This window comes from Pedobacter sp. WC2501 (assembly GCF_052682415.1).
In genome coordinates, this window is record NZ_JBQZFI010000001.1 from 340,684 (window position 1) to 358,639 (window position 17,956).

Annotated in this window: 15 protein-coding genes; 7 read left to right on the top strand and 8 right to left on the bottom strand. The window is 38.2% G+C overall.

The annotated features are described in order from the left end of the window. Nucleotides 1–261: 261 nt before the first annotated feature. The 4 genes from ACUN24_RS01460 to ACUN24_RS01475 form a co-directional block, all read right to left on the bottom strand. A complete protein-coding gene (locus ACUN24_RS01460; protein WP_445560936.1) occupies nt 262–1,077 on the bottom strand; it encodes a hypothetical protein in 816 nt (271 codons plus the stop codon). A 40-nt stretch (nt 1,078–1,117) separates the two neighbouring features. Beyond that, on the bottom strand, nt 1,118–2,032 hold the full coding sequence (locus ACUN24_RS01465; RefSeq protein WP_445560937.1) for an alpha/beta hydrolase: 915 nt from the start codon (nt 2,030–2,032) through the stop codon (nt 1,118–1,120). 9 nt (nt 2,033–2,041) lie between these two features. After that, nucleotides 2,042–3,116 (bottom strand): peptide chain release factor 2 gene (gene prfB, locus ACUN24_RS01470; protein WP_132399187.1). Its coding sequence is split into 2 segments (ribosomal slippage): nt 2,042–3,055 and nt 3,057–3,116, totalling 1,074 coding nucleotides; the frame shifts between segments, so codons are not numbered across the junction. 149 nt (nt 3,117–3,265) lie between these two features. After that, entirely contained in the window at nt 3,266–4,570 is a 1,305-nt protein-coding gene (locus tag ACUN24_RS01475) for an amidohydrolase (protein ID WP_445560938.1), read from the bottom strand. 273 nt (nt 4,571–4,843) lie between these two features. Here ACUN24_RS01475 and pgi point away from each other — a divergent pair, with 273 nt between their 5' ends. The 6 genes from pgi to ACUN24_RS01505 all read left to right on the top strand — a co-directional run bounded on the left by pgi (nt 4,844) and on the right by ACUN24_RS01505 (nt 12,294). Beyond that, entirely contained in the window at nt 4,844–6,490 is a 1,647-nt protein-coding gene (gene pgi / locus ACUN24_RS01480; RefSeq protein ID WP_445560939.1) for a glucose-6-phosphate isomerase, read from the top strand. Between the two features lie 168 nt (nt 6,491–6,658). After that, nucleotides 6,659–7,972, top strand: a complete 1,314-nt coding sequence (locus ACUN24_RS01485; protein ID WP_445560940.1) for a M16 family metallopeptidase — start codon at nt 6,659–6,661, stop codon at nt 7,970–7,972. A 32-nt stretch (nt 7,973–8,004) separates the two neighbouring features. Then, complete coding sequence (locus tag ACUN24_RS01490) at nt 8,005–10,086, top strand: M16 family metallopeptidase (RefSeq protein WP_445560941.1); 2,082 nt, start codon at nt 8,005–8,007, stop codon at nt 10,084–10,086. 291 nt (nt 10,087–10,377) lie between these two features. Beyond that, nucleotides 10,378–10,740: a hypothetical protein gene (locus tag ACUN24_RS01495; protein ID WP_445560942.1), complete on the top strand. Its 363-nt coding sequence runs from the start codon at nt 10,378–10,380 to the stop codon at nt 10,738–10,740. 58 nt (nt 10,741–10,798) lie between these two features. Next, nucleotides 10,799–11,341: a YceI family protein gene (locus ACUN24_RS01500; RefSeq protein ID WP_445560943.1), complete on the top strand. Its 543-nt coding sequence runs from the start codon at nt 10,799–10,801 to the stop codon at nt 11,339–11,341. A 5-nt stretch (nt 11,342–11,346) separates the two neighbouring features. After that, nucleotides 11,347–12,294 (top strand): DUF5777 family beta-barrel protein, encoded by a 948-nt coding sequence (locus tag ACUN24_RS01505; RefSeq protein ID WP_445560944.1) that lies wholly within the window; start codon nt 11,347–11,349, stop codon nt 12,292–12,294. Between the two features lie 121 nt (nt 12,295–12,415). Here the strand turns inward: ACUN24_RS01505 and ACUN24_RS01510 are convergent, their stop codons facing one another. The 3 genes from ACUN24_RS01510 to ACUN24_RS01520 are packed head-to-tail and all read right to left on the bottom strand — an operon-like array spanning nt 12,416 to nt 15,649. After that, nucleotides 12,416–13,558 carry an ABC transporter permease gene (locus ACUN24_RS01510; protein WP_445560945.1) on the bottom strand — a complete coding sequence of 381 codons (1,143 nt, stop codon included), beginning with the start codon at nt 13,556–13,558 and terminating at the stop codon, nt 12,416–12,418. Further along, complete coding sequence (locus ACUN24_RS01515; RefSeq protein WP_445560946.1) at nt 13,558–14,694, bottom strand: glycosyltransferase family 2 protein; 1,137 nt, start codon at nt 14,692–14,694, stop codon at nt 13,558–13,560. The genes ACUN24_RS01510 and ACUN24_RS01515 overlap by 1 nt, the downstream gene beginning before the upstream one ends. Continuing rightward, the gene (locus ACUN24_RS01520; RefSeq protein ID WP_445560947.1) at nt 14,672–15,649 is read right to left on the bottom strand and encodes a lysylphosphatidylglycerol synthase domain-containing protein; all 978 of its coding nucleotides are present in this window, start codon (nt 15,647–15,649) and stop codon (nt 14,672–14,674) included. Before ACUN24_RS01520 ends, ACUN24_RS01515 begins: the two co-directional genes overlap by 23 nt. A gap of 41 nt (nt 15,650–15,690) precedes the next feature. On the opposite strand from ACUN24_RS01520, the gene ruvC reads away from it, so the two are divergent. Further along, on the top strand, nt 15,691–16,278 hold the full coding sequence (ruvC, locus tag ACUN24_RS01525; protein WP_187591872.1) for a crossover junction endodeoxyribonuclease RuvC: 588 nt from the start codon (nt 15,691–15,693) through the stop codon (nt 16,276–16,278). A gap of 664 nt (nt 16,279–16,942) precedes the next feature. Here the strand turns inward: ruvC and ACUN24_RS01530 are convergent. Next, entirely contained in the window at nt 16,943–17,842 is a 900-nt protein-coding gene (locus ACUN24_RS01530; RefSeq protein ID WP_445560948.1) for a DUF4349 domain-containing protein, read from the bottom strand. Nucleotides 17,843–17,956 lie beyond the last annotated feature (114 nt).

A 17,956-nucleotide genomic window follows, 5' to 3' on the forward strand; every position in this document is an offset into this window, starting at 1 on the left:
ATATTTTTTAGGCATCTGGTTAGATCATTTGTAGCATACCAAAGTTAAACCGACGTATGCGTAAACAAATTTATACAAACAATTAATAAAAAATAAGGGGCTAAATCGTAAAATTAGAGTGGTAAAATGAGCGCTTTTATTCAGCTGGACCACTGTAGTCTTGAAAAGTAGATAAAAAACAGAAAGCCCAATCAAGATTGATGATCAGGCTCTATTATTTTTATTTCTTTACAAAAAGGTGCTATTGAAGGTAAATATTTTTTATTTGCAGATATATACCAGACTAAAGGTTAAAGAAGATTCGTTTAATACGGTTCCATCGCCCAGTTTCTGCGCACTTTTTACGGCAGTATAAGTTGCATTTCCCTTAGCATCAAATTTGTAACTGTAATCAGAAACCAACTGATCATCTGATTTTGATGAACGCTGTATAGATTTTATCACCACATTTTTAGAATATTTACCAAAATAACCACCAGGCATATAATCCACAATCAACGAGACAGGATCTGAGGTTTCGTAAGGATTAACCGATAACTGGCTCGAATATTCGTATGTGGTTGTTTCCACTTCGTTATCTTCGGCATAGGTAATTTTGCTTTGTACCAGGTTACCATTCGAATAAGTAAGTTCGGTAGTAGAATTTAATTTTTTGTCTAAATAGCTCTTCACTACACTTAAATAGCCATCAGCATTATAAGCATAATTTCTGGTTACCGGAATGCTTACACCATTTACATTAAAAAAATCTGAATTGTAGCTCGAAACCGCTTTCCCATCTGATATGGTGAGTTCGGTTATTTCACCATCAGGTAATACACCCGTAATTTTTGTTGCCGTATAGGTATATACCCTACTTTCACCATCACTGGTAACTTTAGCCAATCTACCTGATGCATCATAAGTATAGCTGAGTGAATATTTGCCCAATATGCCTAAATCAGTATCAACACTCGCCAGTTTACAGCCGTTTCCGCCGTTAGCAAATTTAGCATTATAATTAATTTCTTTTTTACAACCCGCAATTGTGATGATGGCAATAAAGGCTACAATGGCATATTTGATTGTTTTTTGCATTGATATTTCTGGTTAAGAGGTTAAAATATCCGCAAAGATATTAAAATTTCCCTTTTTTCATCCAGTCAGCCAGCAAGTTAAACCAGTCAACATCTGAAGTTTTATTAATCAGACCAAAGCCATGACCACCATTTTCATAGAGATAAATATCAGTATCTACCTTATTCTGCTTTAGTGCTTCATTCATTAAAACACTATTTTCATAAGGAACTGTTTTGTCATCTTTAGCATGTACAAAGAAAACAGGGGGCGTTTTTTTGTTCACATTTTTATTGGCCGAGAAATAATGTTTTAAACTATCAGCAGGATTTGGTCCCAATAAATTCTTCATCGTACCCGTATGTACTGATTCTTCGAAACTAATTACAGGGTAAATTAATGCGGCAAAATTCGGTCTCAGATCTATCTTTTCATGATCTGAAATTTTAAGATCGTTATAATGAGCAACCAAAGTTGAAGCAAAATGTCCACCGGCAGAAAAACCCATAACCCCAATCTTATCGGTCTTAATCTTATATTTTTTCGCATTTTTTCTAACCAGGTAAATGGCTTGCTGTGCATCTTGCAACGGCCCATAGGTCTTATCAACCATAATTTCATCGCTCGGCAAACGGTATTTCAATACAAAGGCAGTTACTCCAATGGCATTAAAGCGTTTAGCTACATCAGTACCTTCATGACTAAAGGCCAAAGCACCATAACCCCCACCCGGGCAAATGATTACCGCTGTACCGGTGGCAATGTTTTTAGGTGCTTCGAAAACAGTTAATGTAGGTATTGATACTTTGGTAATACTTAAAGTGCCATTTGAGCGGACTTCGGTATTTTCTATATAGGTTGCTGGCGTAGGTTTTGCACCTGGAATTTCATCTGGATATAATGGCACAACTTCTTGCGCATTAGCATTGTACATTGCCATAAGCAATAAAATTATGATGATGGATGATTTTGACATTTTTTTATTTTAAAATTCCATTAAATAAGCTTTCAAAAAGTCATTTATATCGCCATTTAAAACGGCATCAGGATTAGAGGTCTGGTAATTGGTACGGTGGTCTTTCACGCGCCTGTCGTCCAAAACATAACTTCTGATTTGCGAACCCCATTCAATTTTCTTTTTCGATCCTTCTACCGCAGCAATTGCTTCATTACGTTTCCTTTCTTCGATCTCGTACAATTGAGATTTAAGCAACCGAATCGCATTCTCTTTATTCTGTAATTGCGATCGCGACTCCTGGTTTTTAATAATGATACCAGATGGTTTATGATATAAACGCACAGCTGTCTCAACTTTGTTCACATTTTGTCCGCCGGCACCGCCCGCCCTGAATGTTTCAAATTCAATATCGGCGGGGTTGATATCAATCTGAATGGTATCATCAACTAAAGGATAAACATATACCGAGGCAAAAGAAGTATGTCTACGTGCATTCGAATCGAAAGGAGAAATACGCACTAAACGATGTACCCCATTTTCGCCTTTCAGGTAACCGTAAGAAAAATCGCCATCGAATTGAAGTGTTACCGATTTTATCCCCGCAACCTCCCCTTCCTGGCTATCCTGTTCGGTAATTTTGTAACCGTTCTTTTCACCCCACATCATATACATCCGCATCAGCATGTAAGCCCAATCGCAGCTTTCAGTTCCTCCAGCTCCGGCAGTAATTTGTAATACTGCAGAAAGCTGGTCTTCTTTGCTGCGCAGCATATTTTTAAGTTCGAGTTCTTCTACAGCAGTTTTGGCGATTTCGAACTGATCCTGAAGTTCAGCTTCTGAAGCATCTCCGGATTGAAAAAACTCAAACATCACCACTGCATCCTCAACCGCGTTGCTGGTTTGGTTAAAGCCATCTGTCCATTTTTTCTTTGAACTGATTTCGGCAAGAATTTTTTCTGCTTTTTTAGGGTCGTCCCAGAAATCGGGCGCCATTGTTAATTTTTCTTCTTCGCGAATGGCGTAAAGTAGCTCATCAACGTCAAAGATACCTCCTCAGCGACGTTACTCTGTCCCTTAAATCCTGAATATTTTCTTTGGTCATGGAACAAATATATAAAATCGCTTTGAGCATAGCGCATGGCGGAAAGCAATTTCAATTAAAACTGATCCTTTACTGTTTGTTAACCAATTTTATTTCTTTATTCATGCACCATGACTAATAAACCAATGACAAATGAACTCATGAACCTCTTATTTTTTCATCGACATATAATCCAGCGTTAGACTGGAGAGTAATTTAACCCCTAAAACAAAACCGCTTTCATCAAGGTAAAAATCCGGTGTATGGTGAGATGCCGCTTTCAAAGGATCTTTACCTTTTGGCATGCCTCCTAAAAACACAAATAAACCAGGTACTTTTTCCTGGAAAAAAGAGAAATCTTCTGCACCGGTAACCGGTGGTTTTAATTTCACGTGATTTTTACCTGCTGTTAATTCCATGCTTGGCAACATCTTTTCGGTTAGTGCAATATTATTAAAGGTAACCGGATAGTGATTACTGTAAGGAATTTTCACTTCGGCTGTTGCCCCACCTGCCTCAGCTGTTTTCGTAGCGATGGTTTTAATCCTTTCGATAAACATGGCCTCATCTTCCTTACTAAAGTTGCGCACTGTACCTAACATCTCTACCTTTTCGGGGATAATGTTCGATCGCACACCACCATTAATGGCACCAATGGTCACTACTCCAGGGTTTTCGGTCACATTTAAATTTCTACTTACGATAGTTTGCAGGCTATTAATAATCTGTGCAGAAATCACCACGGGATCTATACTACTCCATGGGTATGCCCCATGTGCCTGCCTTCCGGTAACCGTAATTTTCATATCGTTTACGGCGGCCATGGTTCCACCCGGGCGATAGGTTACATCGCCAACCTCAGTTTGAGAGTTGATGTGTAAACCGAAAATCACATCAACTTTAGGGTTTTCGAGCACACCTTCCTTAATCATCAATGCTGCGCCACCTTCATCTCCCGCAGGTACGCCTTCCTCAGCAGGTTGAAATATAAATTTCACCGTCCCTTGAATATCTTTTTGCATAGACGCCAGCACTTCTGCTACCCCCATTAAAATAGCCACATGACTATCATGTCCACAGGCATGCATTACACCAACCTCTTGCCCGTTATACTGTGTTTTCACTTTCGAGGCAAATGGAACATCTACCCGCTCGGTAACCTGTAAGCCATCCATATCAGCACGTAAAGCCACTACTGGCCCGGGTTTACCTCCTTTTAACACACCAACTACTCCTGTTTTGGCAACACCTGTTTTTATTTTTATGCCTAAAGATTCTAAATGTTTTGCAATAATACCGGCTGTTCTTACTTCGGTATTTCCCAACTCTGGATGTTCGTGAAAGTCACGTCGCCAGGCAATTACTTTTTGTTCAATGGCATCCGCTTTTTTTGAAACCAATGGCCTTAAATCTGATTTTTGTGCAAAAGAATTTAACGCCAGTAGCGAAAAACCGATCAGGGATATTTTCTTCATAAATGAATGGTTTAGTTTAGGTTGCCCTAAGATAATCATTTTTAGGAAGAGATGGGGTTGGTTTTACCTGAACAGATAAAAACAGTAGTCTGCAGGTATCGGTGCTAAATTTTCCAAAATGGATTTTAGAGTTGTCAACTTTAATGGCAGGTTTGCTATTAAAGTTGACAACTCTTCTTAGTTTAATCAACATTAAAAATTCTTATTGATTTAGAACATTAAAAAGGCCATTTTAAATTTTTGCTTTATTACTTTTACAAAAAAACAAAGATTATGTTACCTAAAGTAAATTTCACAGAAACTGAGGCCTATAAGTATTTAGCCGATCATTTTATAGATATTAATCAAAAAAGCATTAAAGATCTTTTTGCTGAAGATGTAGATCGTTTCAATAAGTTTTCTGTTTTTTTTGAGGATATCATGCTGGATTACAGCAAAAACCGCATCAGCGATGAAACATTAGCACTATTGATTCAACTGGCACGCGAGTGTAAACTGGATGAAGCGATAAAATCAATGTATAACGGTGATAAGATTAATGAAACCGAAGACCGTTCGGTACTTCATATTGCCTTACGTAATTTAAGCAATACGCCAATTTTAGTTGATGGCAAAGATGTAATGCCTGAAGTAAATGCAGTATTGGCTAAAATGGAGAAATTTAGCAACAGTATCATCAGCGGTGAATGGAAAGGTTATACTGGTAAAGCCATTACTGATATCGTAAATATTGGAATTGGAGGCTCTGATTTAGGCCCTGTAATGGTTACCGAAGCTTTAAAACACTATAAAAACCACTTAAATATTCACTTTGTTTCGAATATTGATGGTACACACATCGCCGAAACATTAGCGGGTCTGAATGCCGAAACAACGTTATTCCTGGTAGCATCAAAAACATTTACTACACAAGAAACCATGACGAATGCACATTCTGCACGTACCTGGTTTTTAGAAAAAGGCGGCAAAGAAAGTGATATTGCTAAACACTTTGCAGCATTATCGACCAATGCCAAAGACGTTTCTGCTTTTGGCATCGATACAGAGAACATGTTTGAGTTTTGGGATTGGGTTGGCGGTCGTTACTCTTTATGGAGTGCTATCGGCTTATCCATTTCATTAAGTATAGGCTTCGATAATTTTAAACAACTGCTGGCTGGTGCACATGCAACTGATAACCACTTTAAAACTGCCGAATTTGAAAGTAACCTACCTGTAATATTAGGTTTGTTAGGTGTTTGGTATATCAATTTCTACAATGCAGAAACGCAGGTTATCTTACCTTACGACCAATATATGCACCGTTTTGCTGCTTATTTCCAACAGGGAGATATGGAGAGTAATGGTAAACATGTTGATAGAAACGGCAACGAGGTTGATTATGAAACCGGACCGATTATCTGGGGCGAACCAGGTACAAATGGTCAGCATGCCTTTTATCAGTTAATTCATCAAGGTACCCGGATTATTCCTGCCGATTTTATTGCTCCGGCGCAGAGCTTAAACCCACTGGGCGATCATCACCCTATCTTATTATCGAACTTTTTTGCCCAAACAGAAGCATTAATGAACGGTAAAACCGAAGAAGAAGTAACAGCCGAATTAAAGAAGGAAGGTAAATCTGATTCAGAAATTGAAAAAATTGCTCCATTTAAAGTATTCGAAGGCAATCGTCCAACAAACTCAATATTGTTGAAAAAAGTAACTCCATATACTTTAGGTAGCTTAGTAGCCATGTACGAGCATAAAATATTTGTTCAGGGAATTATCTGGAACATCTTTAGTTTCGATCAGTGGGGAGTAGAACTTGGCAAACAATTGGCCAAAAAGATTCTTCCTGAACTGACTGACAACGAAAAAGTTTCGAGCCACGATAGTTCAACCAATGGCTTAATTAACCAATACAAAGCCTGGAGATAAAATAAACAAAAAAGCGAGTATAAATGCTCGCTTTTTTTGTTTAAATCCATAATTTAGGTCCGTTCTTATAATTGTTTCACGCTAGTAAAAAATCCAAATTAACTTATTAATAAAATAATTGCTCGCTTTCGCTTTTGATTATTTTTAATCATTTTAAAAAAACTACTAATGAAAAAAAGAATTCTCTTTGCTTTGGCCATTTCCGGTCTGTGCTTAAGTGCTTCTGCCCAAAAAGTACAGTTTACGGAATTCAACCTGGACAATGGTCTCCATGTCATCCTACACCAAGACAAAACCGCTCCCGTTGTTGCCGTTTCGGTAATGTATCATGTTGGTTCTAAAGATGAAGAAACCCAACGTACAGGCTTTGCCCACTTTTTTGAACATTTATTATTTGAAGGCTCCGACAACATTAAACGCGGTGAGTTTATGAAACTGGTCAGCAGTAATGGCGGCCAGAACAATGCCAATACTTCTCAAGACCGTACTTTTTATTATGAACTTTTTCCATCAAACCAATTAGAACTCGGTTTATGGCTAGAAAGTGAAAGAATGTTACACCCGGTAATTAACGAAGGTGGCGTAAAAACACAAAATGAAGTAGTAAAAGAAGAAAAACGTTTACGCATAGACAATGCGCCTTATGGAAAATTTACAGAGAAAATTTTCGGCCATTTGTTTGATGGTCATCCATACCGTTGGCAACCGATTGGTTCAATGGAGCACTTAGACGCTGCAAAACTGAGCGAGTTTATTGCTTTCTTTAAGAAATACTACGTGCCTAACAATGCCGTTTTAACCATTGCCGGCGATTTAGATGTAGAGAAGACCAAAGCTTTGGTAAAATCATATTTTACTGAAGTACCTAAAGGTGCCCCCATTGTTCGTCAAGAATACAAATTGCCAGAAATTACCAAAGAAATTATCGATACCGCTTACGATGCCAATATCCAGATCCCAGCCATCTTTGCAGCTTATCGCGTACCGGGTATGAAGAGTAGAGAGAGCAAGGTGTTGGGCATGATTAGCTCTATTTTATCAGAAGGTGGAAGCTCAAGATTAAGCACTAAAATGGTCGATCAAAAGAAAACAGCTTTACAGGTTGCTGCTTTTAACTATTCACTTGAAGATTATGGTGCTTATATCACCCTGGCATTACCCAATAGTAATACACCCCTTAACGATTTATTAAAAGACATTGATGAAGAAGTTTTACGCCTTCAAACCGATTTAATCAGCGAAAGTGACTATAAAAAACTGCAGAATAAATTCGAAAACAACTATGTAAGTGCAAATAGTAAAATGTTGGGTGTTGCCGAAAATTTGGCCAATGGCTATACTTTCCATGATAAGGATACAAATGATATCAATAAGGAATTAGAGGTAATCAGGTCCATCACCCGCGAGGAGATCAGGGATGTTGCTAAAAAGTACCTGAACAAAAACCAAAGAGTTGTATTGTATTACTTACCTAAGAAATAAGCTGACCGCTTTTCATTTTAATTATTAAAAACATGAAAAAATTATTCATTATAGCTGCAGTTTCCTTATTGGCTCAAGGTATTTCAGCACAAACTATAGATCGAAGCCATAAACCAAAAGCAGGTCCGGCACCCGTGATTACTGTTGGCGATCCTGTTATTTATAAATTAGCAAACGGCATCACCGTCCTGGTGGTAGAAAACCATAAGCTACCTAAAGTATCAGCAAGTTACAGTATAGATGCAGGCCCCATTACCGAAGGTGCAAAAGCCGGCGTAGTGAGCTTAATGGGTAGTATGCTAAATGAGGGAACCACAACTAAAACGAAGGCACAATTTGATGAAGCGGTAGATCAGCTGGGTGCTGATGTAAGCGCAGGTGCAAGTGGTGGTTCGGTATCGGCCTTAACCCGTTACTTCCCTCAGGCATTTACCCTAATGACCGAAAGCATCCGTAAACCTGCTTTTCCAGCAGAATCTTTTGAAAAATTAAAGTCGCAGGCCATCACTGGATTAAAATCCAACGAGAAAAGTGCAAAAGCCATTTCGGCCCGTGTGGTAAATGCTTTAGCTTATGGCAAAAACCACCCTTATGGCGAGTTCGAAACCGAAGCTTCTTTAAATGGAATTACTTTAGATGATGTTAAAACAGCTTATAAAAAATACATTACCCCATCAAGAGGTTACTTAACCTTGGTTGGCGATATTAAGCCTGAAGCAGCAAAAGCATTGGCAGAGAAAGCTTTTGGCGATTGGAAAGGAACAGCTTTAAGCTTACCGGCATTGACCAAAGTTGCTAATCCTGCCAAAACAGAAGTGGATATCATCAATGTAAGCAACGCTGTTCAATCTGAAATTACACTGGTAAACCTAATCGACCTGCCAATGAGCAGTCCTGATTATTTCCCGGTTTTATTGGCAAACCAGATTTTAGGTGGCGGTTCTGAATCGAGATTATTTGGCAACCTTCGTGAGAAACATGGCTTTACTTATGGTGCATATTCAAGCACTGGATCAGGCCGTTTCCAATCCAAATTTTCAGCTAATGCAGCAGTCAGAAATGAAAAAGTGGATAGTGCAGTAGTAGAATTTTTAAGAGAAATTAACACCATCCGTACCACAAAGGTTACTGCTGATGAATTACAGAATGCAAAAAATCTTTTCAATGGATCATTTGCACTAGGCTTGGAAAATCCGGCGCGTACAGCAGGCTTCGCAAGCAATATCTTAATTAATAACTTACCTAAAGATTTTTACCGCACTTATTTACAAAAGATTAATGCGGTAACTACAGATGATATTTTAAGGGTAGCCAAAAAATATTATAACCATGATAATACCCGCATTGTTATTGTAGGTAAAAGTGAAGCTTTTGTACCGGGATTATTAAGGGCTAAATTTAACCCACAAGTATTCGACAATTATGCAAATCCCGTTAAAGCACTTGATGTTACACTTGCCCCTCCTCCTCCGGTACCAGCCCAGATTATCAGCAACTATATTAAAGCCATTGGCGGTGCAGAAGCAATCAAAAAAATTACTTCATTACAACAAAATGGTGAAATGGATATGCAAGGTCAAAAGCTTGCGGTTACCATTAAAAATATGGCGCCTAACTTAAGCAGCATGGAAATTTCTATGGGTGGCCAGACTGCGATGAAACAGGTTTACAATGGTAAAACAGGATATGCAATGCAAATGGGCCAGAAAGCTGAATTAACCGGCGATGATCTGACTGAAAGGAAAGATGATAAAGGTTACGGTGCTCAACTGTACTATGCAACTGACGGAACGAAAATTGAAACAGCTGGGACAGCGAGGGTAGGTACAGCCGATGCTTTTAAATTAAATATCACCACTCCATCTGGCAAAAAGAAAACTGAATACTACGACACCAAATCGGGTTTGCTTTTAAAAGACGAAAGCACCACGACCAAAGGCGGTGCTGAAATTAATCAGTCTACGGAATATTCAAACTACAAAAAAGTAGGCGATGTATTATTTCCGTTTACCTTAACTCAATCGGTATCAAGCCCACAAGGTACCCAGGAGTTTTCAGTTGTAATTAAAGACATTAAAATCAATCCACCTTTAAAGGCCGAAGATTTTAACTAGGTTTTAGATAGAATTTATCTCGAAAGCCGTTCCAATGTAAAATCGGAACGGCTTTTTTTATTTTTTTTATTCCCGCAGGCAACCAATCCTTAGAAAGCTACGTAACGATTAAGATTTCAGCAGAAATTACATAAAACCGTGCTTATTATCAATAATAGTTATGCTTTTCAAACAAACAGAACATAAATTTTAAAAAAAATCGGCCGTTCCCGTAAAATTCCATTGAGCCGCAATCATAAATGAATATATAGAAATGAATCTTCCAACAATTTTAATCTTAAATAAACACCTATGAAAAAACAAAATTCAATCTTTTTATTAGCCGCAATTACGGCCTTACTATTTGCCTGCTCAAAAAGGCAGGCTGAGGAATTAAAACCAGCAGCTCCTACAGGTCCGACAGCGGTAACCACTTCCAATGTAACCTACAACAATTTTGCCGGCGCACTATTTCAAACTAAATGTAATAGCTGCCATGGCCCTAATGGGGGATTGAAAGGCGTATGGGCCTTAAATGGTTTAGCCTCTATAAAAAATGATGCACGAGTAGCAAATGCTGTTCTGGTTACCAAAACAATGCCACAAGGTGGATCCCTAACAGCCAGTGAAAGAGAGTTATTACAAGCCTGGGTTGATAAAGGTATGCCAGAATAACAAATAAACATTAACGCTAAATCAAGATGTTTCCATTAAAAATTTAAACAAAACACCGATGCAAAAACTATTTTTCACCCTAATAGCCTTGTTATTATGTACAGGTATAAAAGCGCAGATCTGGGTAAGTAAAAGCGTAACTTCTTCATTTTTCTCTTCAACACCTGTAGAAGATATCGATGCACAGAGTAAAACAGGTGCTTCGGCACTTAATACCAAAACCAACGATATCATTTTCAAAATCAACAATACTTCTTTTCAGTTTAAGAAAAAACTGATGCAGGAGCATTTTAACGAAAATTATATGGAGAGCGATAAGTTCCCAACTTCTGATTTTAAAGGAAAAATTCTAGAACAGATCGATTTTTCAAAACCTGGTACTTATCCCGTTACGGTTAAGGGTAACCTGCAAATCCATGGCGTAACCAAAGAATATACAACAAAAGGATCGTTAGTAATTACCGGCGATGAGGCAAAAGCTACTTCTACATTTAATGTAAAACTGGCCGATCATGGTATCAAAATCCCAACGATCGTTTTTAAACAGATTGCAGAAACCATACAGGTAAAAATGACCGCTATTTATCAACCCAAAAAATAAAACTTATGAAAGTTCGTCTAAAATCTCTTTTATACCTATCTATTACCCTCTTGCCTACTTTGGCTTTTGCACAAGATTCGCTCGAAAAAGCATTGCAGATACCTGCTGAAAAAAAGAATGTACAGGCTACTTTTAAGGCAACCAAACTGATCAATATCCAGACCAATGAAACCATTTATAAAAATGAACTGGATTTTAGGGTAGATCACCGTTTTGGCGATATTGCAGGTAGTGCAGGTGGTACCAAAAACTTTTTTGGGCTGGATCAATCAACAGATATCCGAATTGGCTTCGAATACGGGCTCAGCGACAGGCTTTCCGTTGGTTTATCAAGGGCAAAAGGAGCCGGTGTAGTTACACAGCTTTACGAAGGGAATTTAAAATACCGTTTAATGGAACAAACCGCTGATGACAAAGTGCCCGTTGCAGTAACGTTATTCGGCAGCACTACTCTTTCGGCAGCGAAAGCTTCAACCGACCCCACCGCGGCAAATGCATTTGGCGAATTCCAGGATCGCTTAACCTACGTGGTGCAAGCCGTAATTGCGCGTAAGTTTAATTCAAACTTTTCAATGCTGGTAATGCCATCGTATGTACACCGCAATTTTACCGTTTTTGGTGACCAGAACGATATGCTTGCCTTGTCGGTTGGTGGTCGTATCAAAATTACCAAACGCATGGCTTTTGTAGCCGATTATACCATTCCATTCAGGGATAAAAATAAAGAGGCTTATCTCGAAAGTACATTGGGAACCAAATATTACAAAACGCTTGGTGCCGGACTTGAGTTTGAAACCGGAGGACATATTTTTCACCTCAATTTCACCAATGCCACCGCAATACAGGAATCGCAATTTATTACCGATACGAATACTTCGTGGCTTAAAGGGCAATACCGCTGGGGCTTTAGTATAGCACGTAGGTTTTCTTTTGATAAGAAAAAAGCAAAATAGATCAGATTCAACCAAAGTTTATCCGCTTACTGTTTTAGGAAACACATTGACCGCAACAGCTTAAGCTTTTGTTTTAAGAATTAAGCAGTGCCAATTGGTACTGCTTTTTTTATGATTATGATTAAACGGTTACGTTTTGTCCTTTTACATCAAAGGCATCACGTAAACCTATGGCAAGTACATTAAAGGCATATACCGTAAACATAATGGCTAAACCGGGCAAAACGGCGAGATAAGCTGCATCCATAATGATATAACCATAATGTTCTTTAATCATGCTCCCCCAGCTTGGCATGGGTGGTTGCGCACCAAAGCCTAAAAAGCTCAAGCCGGTTTCTAACAATATAGCAGATGCAAAATTGGATGAAGCCACAACTAAAATCGGACCGGCGATGTTTGGCAATATGTGTTTGATAATGGTTCGGCTGGTGCTAAAACCTAAGGCTCTGGCAGCTTCAACAAACTCTACCTCTTTTAAAGCCATCACCTGCCCACGCACCAATCGGGCTACATCTACCCAGGTTGATAAACCAACTGCAATAAAGATCTGCCAAAAACCTTTCCCCAAAGCAAAAGATATCGCAATAACGAGTAGTAATGATGGTAGCGACCAAACCACATTCATAAACCAACTGATTGCGGCATCTATCCTGCCACCAAAATAACCCGCAATGGCTCCTAAACTCACGCCTATAAAAAGTGAAATGAGCACCGCCATTAAGCCCACAGATAATGAAACGCGAATGCCTAAAATCAACCGGCTTAATAAATCACGTCCATAAATATCAGTCCCTAAAATATAGGTGCGTGTATAAATGTTATTTTCTTCAAAGAGCGCTTGTGGTGTTCCTATTTTTGAAGGTAAAACACAATTTAGACATAAATCTTTCAGTTCATATCTGGTTTCCTTAGCTTTTTCATCCTCGCCAATATATTCCTGTACAAAAACATCTTTATCTTTTATCTTGTAAGAAGTAATCGGGATGCTTTTAAAATTAGGCGTTTGCCCATTGAGCATTCTCTCGAAAAGGTTAACTTTTTCTACTTTAGGGTTCCTGCTGATGATTAAAAACGTAAAGGTGCTTCCGGGTTTCTTTTTGTTTAATTGAAGTGTTTGCACATTTGCATCTGGAGAATGATCGGGCATAATTAAATAACCCAAAATACCCATCAGCATTAATAGCAGGATAAAGACCAGCCCGCTGAAGGCCAGCTTATTCCGCTTAAACTTTAACCATACTTTTTTTGATGGGCTATTATCCATTATCGAACCATTCTGCCTTTCCAATTGTATTTTCCGCTGTTTCCGGCAATACCAATGTACACCATGTAAATTACATGAAGTACATTTAAAACAGGTATTAAAATGAGTAAACTGCGCCTTTTGGCAAAGCCAGTTACGTCCCATAAAAATAGTGTTTCTAAAATCATTTTAACCAATAATTGATAAAATGTAATGGTTAAAAACCCTGGAATAAAGAGTCCGGTGATAAAATTTGCAAGAATAGATAGGTTGAAGATCCAAATCAACACACCCAACACGATAATAGCCTTGTTTTTATAACGGGTACTCTTTGAAGCCCAACGTTTGCGCTGCTGTATAAACGAGCCTAAGGTTTCTTTTGCATGGGTGTATACAATGGCTTCTCTATTTTTAAGGAAACCAATCTGATCTGGATATTTGGCCGCAATTTTATGCAACAGCAACTCATCATCGCCTGATGCCAGATCATCTATTCCCTGAAAGCCACCAACTTCATAAAAAGTTGTTTTTTCATAGGCCAAATTTGCACCGTTACAAGTAGATGGCTGTTTGTTTCCTATAGTAGATGCCCCTAAGCCAATAAGATAAAGAAATTCTAAGGACTGTAATCGCTCAAAGAAACTTTTCTCCTGAAAATAAGCTACAGGCGAAGAGATCATTTTATAGTTCTTTTGCTCGTATAAATTTACAATGGTAACCAGCCAATTATGTTCCATCCTGCAATCAGCATCAGTAGTAATGATCAGATCGCCGGAGCAGGTGCCGATAGCTGTTTGTATTGCTTTCTTCTTATATGAGTTTAATGCCCTATCCTCATTTAACTTAATTAGTTTCACATTACTGTCGGCATAGCTCAACACAATTTCTGCCGTTCTATCAGTAGAATGGTCATCAATAATAATAATCTCCGTTAAAGCTTTAGGATATTGTTGAGCAATCAGATCATTAATCGTTTTGGCGATATTCGCTTCCTCATCCCTTGCAGCAACTATAATAGAAACTTTGGTTCGGGGATCAGATTTTTGTGGCGTGAAATAGATCAGGTTATGCCACCCCCTGATAAAATTAAGCACCAAAAAACCATAAATTAAAGTTAAAGCAGCAGAAAATAGACTAGTTAGATTTAAGATTTCCAAAAAAATTGAGTTTAAAAACGAAATAAGTGCCTAAGATAGCAGGAATTATAATATTTATGAGCCAAATACTGGCAGTACATGCAATAACAGCTACGTGCTGATCCGTTACATGTTTAAATAGCTCAACCGCAGTGACACTTCTAATACCAACATCAAAAAGATCCAGTGAAGGCAGTGCCGACTGTACCAAAAATAGCAAACAGGTCATCATCACAATATCTGCATAATGTAATCCAGGTACCAGCCAGATAAAAAGGATGAAATATTGCGAACTGAATATCAGGTAACGGGCAAAACAATAAGTGATAATTCTGAATAGTTCCCTCTTTTTGTACCTAGCTAAAATGCTATAAAATTTCTTGTATTTCCTGGTGAATTTGAAGGATAATAAAATCCCATTTAACCAACGGATGTTAAAGTAAAAAATCAGAAAAAACAGGCAAAAAATTACCGCAAAAAAAACCAATGCAATAAATAGTACCCTATCGATCGGGATAAAGCGGTACACGAAAAAGCAGGCTGCAATGGCTCCAAAAACATTGGTCAGCACCAATTGACCAATACTGCCCACACTCATAGCCACTATCCCAACAATTCTTCTCCGTGGAGAGAGGAAAAATACACGGCCACCATATTCTCCTAATCTGTTTGGCGTGAAAATAGCAAGCGTTAAACCACAGAAAACAGATTCGATGGCCTTGTAAAAACTGATGGGTTCGATATGGCTCATTAAGTATTGCCATTTACCTGCCTCTAAAAACCAGTTTACAAACATCAGAAGTACCACTATACCGATTATCGTGATTATTTCTGTTTGAGGGATATCTTTTAATAGTGTACTGAAATCGTGCAGATTTTTATTCGCAACGAGTTTATGGTAAATAAACCAAAAGGCAAACATTACAATTGCGACTTTGATAAAAAGCGATAATATTTTTTTGTTCTTGCCTGTCAAGATTATCTTTTTAGTTTGCAAATATGCTTAATATTGCTGTAATGTTGAACGAAAAAAAGGAGCGGGTTATAATGGGCATTGATCCAGGAACGGCGGTGATGGGTTATGGCGTAATTTTAGAGAAGGGAAATAAAACGGAATTGATCAGTTTGGGAGTGGTTAAAATGACCCACTTAGACGATCCATTCCTCAAACTTCAACGGATATTTGAAAAAACAGTGGTTTTAATCGATCAATATAAACCTGATGTCCTAGCTATCGAGGCACCATTTTATGGTAAAAATATTCAGGTTTTATTAAAACTCGGCCGTGCGCAAGGTATTGCTATTGCAGCCGCGTTGTCCAGAAATATTTCAGTTACCGAATATTCTCCACGTAAGATCAAACAATCCATTACCGGTAGTGGTAATGCCACGAAAGAACAGGTAGCAGCCATGCTGCAGCGCTTACTCAATTTTAAGGAAACACCAGAGTTTTTAGATGCTACCGATGGTTTGGCTGTTGCTGTTTGCCATTCTTTTCAGAAAATTACCACAGGTGGTAAATCAAAAACCTATTCGGGCTGGGAATCTTTTGTAAGTGATAATAAAACTAAGGTTAAAGGTATAGCAGTTAAGGCAAAGAAGTAATCTTAAATGAATTCGATGAGGCTGTCTCATAAATGTAGAATTGTCATCCTGAGGGCTAATTAATTGTTTAAAATCAATATGAGTGACGTATAATTGTCTTCTCTTGTCCCAAGGCGCGGTCTTGCCTCGGCTCGCCGCCGCCGAACGGCTCTTTCTTTTTGGCATCAAAAAGACCAGCGCAGCTAGCTTGAACACAATTGAAAAAATAAAAGCAAGTGAAAAAACAAAAACTGCCGGCTGAAAATTTTTCTTTCAAAGCTAGTAGGTTGGCTTGGACAGTGCAGCCCGAAAAATTTGTTAGGCCGGATTTAAGTAGAACGGAGATATGGTGCTATGGCCTAGCTGGGCGGAAATACTAAAGTAATTAAGGTATTGATTAATAATAATTTGTAAAATAACGTCAATGGTAGCTTGTCGAAGGACCTGTTTTTAAATGTTTTACAAGGCGTTTCGATACATTGGTCAAGCTCAGTACAAGTTGAGCTCAACGTGACAAATTCGATTGAATTACAATTATGATCCAGCCTCATTAAAACAATATAGTCCATCGTTATCAACGATTTCATGGTCGGTGACTCACCGATCATCAGAGTGAAGCAATCCTTTTTTGTTAAAGCATAAATGGTCCGTACTGACACGAACCATGGCGCAGTAATGAAATAAGCTATTTATTGTTGGCAGCCTGATCAATCCTATTTTTAGTCGCTTCTTCGATTTTTAATTTATTCCTGCGAATAAAATATTTTATAGTGAAGAAGATTGCAAAACCAACCAATATCAACATCCATAAATTGGAAATTGCGATGATGATTTCTTTAAAAATCGTCCACCCGTTTACAATACCCAACCAAAGTCTGTTTACAAATGCCGGGCGGTAGTCGTACAGATTATCATTGGCCACAATCATGGTTTTTACTGTATTGTCCTGATAAAAATTAAGGGTAATGGTACTGAATTTCACACGGCTATCAATCTGCATGTTCTCAATTTTCTTATCTACATAATCATCTTTGATGTAAAGTGACGATTCTACATTGGCGCTTTTTTTCGAGGCTACTTTATTAATTTTTTCAATCGCATCTACTCTGTTCTGCGCCTTTAGTTTATTGGCTAAATAAGCAATACTTTGATCATCCATCTTCATTGATTGGTGATCGACAAAAACAGCCATTCTTGCAATGGTATTGGTAAATTCATCCAGCTTCTCTGACGGAACTTTTGCCACTAGATAACCCTGGGTGCGATAGGAAGTAATTTCTTTTAGTGAATCGGTAGATTGTTTAACCTTATCGGTTTCCTGGATGGTACTTTCGATCGAAAACTCTGCAACAGTTCCCCCTTCCGCTTTAATGGTTTTGCTCAGCTGTTCTTTCGTGTTTTGAACGTCTTTCACCCTAAACCGCATATCAGCAGTTTTGATGATTTTCTCAGCGGCAGTACTATCCGCAGATTCTTTGCTCAACGGCTCCAGCACCGCGGTATCAGCGCTTGCATACTTTTCATTCGATTTCTGGCAGCCAAAAATTGTTAAAACTATGGCTATAGCAATAATATTCCTTTTCATGATTGTGTGGTTCTAAATAATAATCATTTTAAATATTTGCTTCAAATGGCCATAAGAAGTGTAGCGTAATTGGTTAGTTTTAACGCTGTATTTACCCTTAATACAAAAATTATA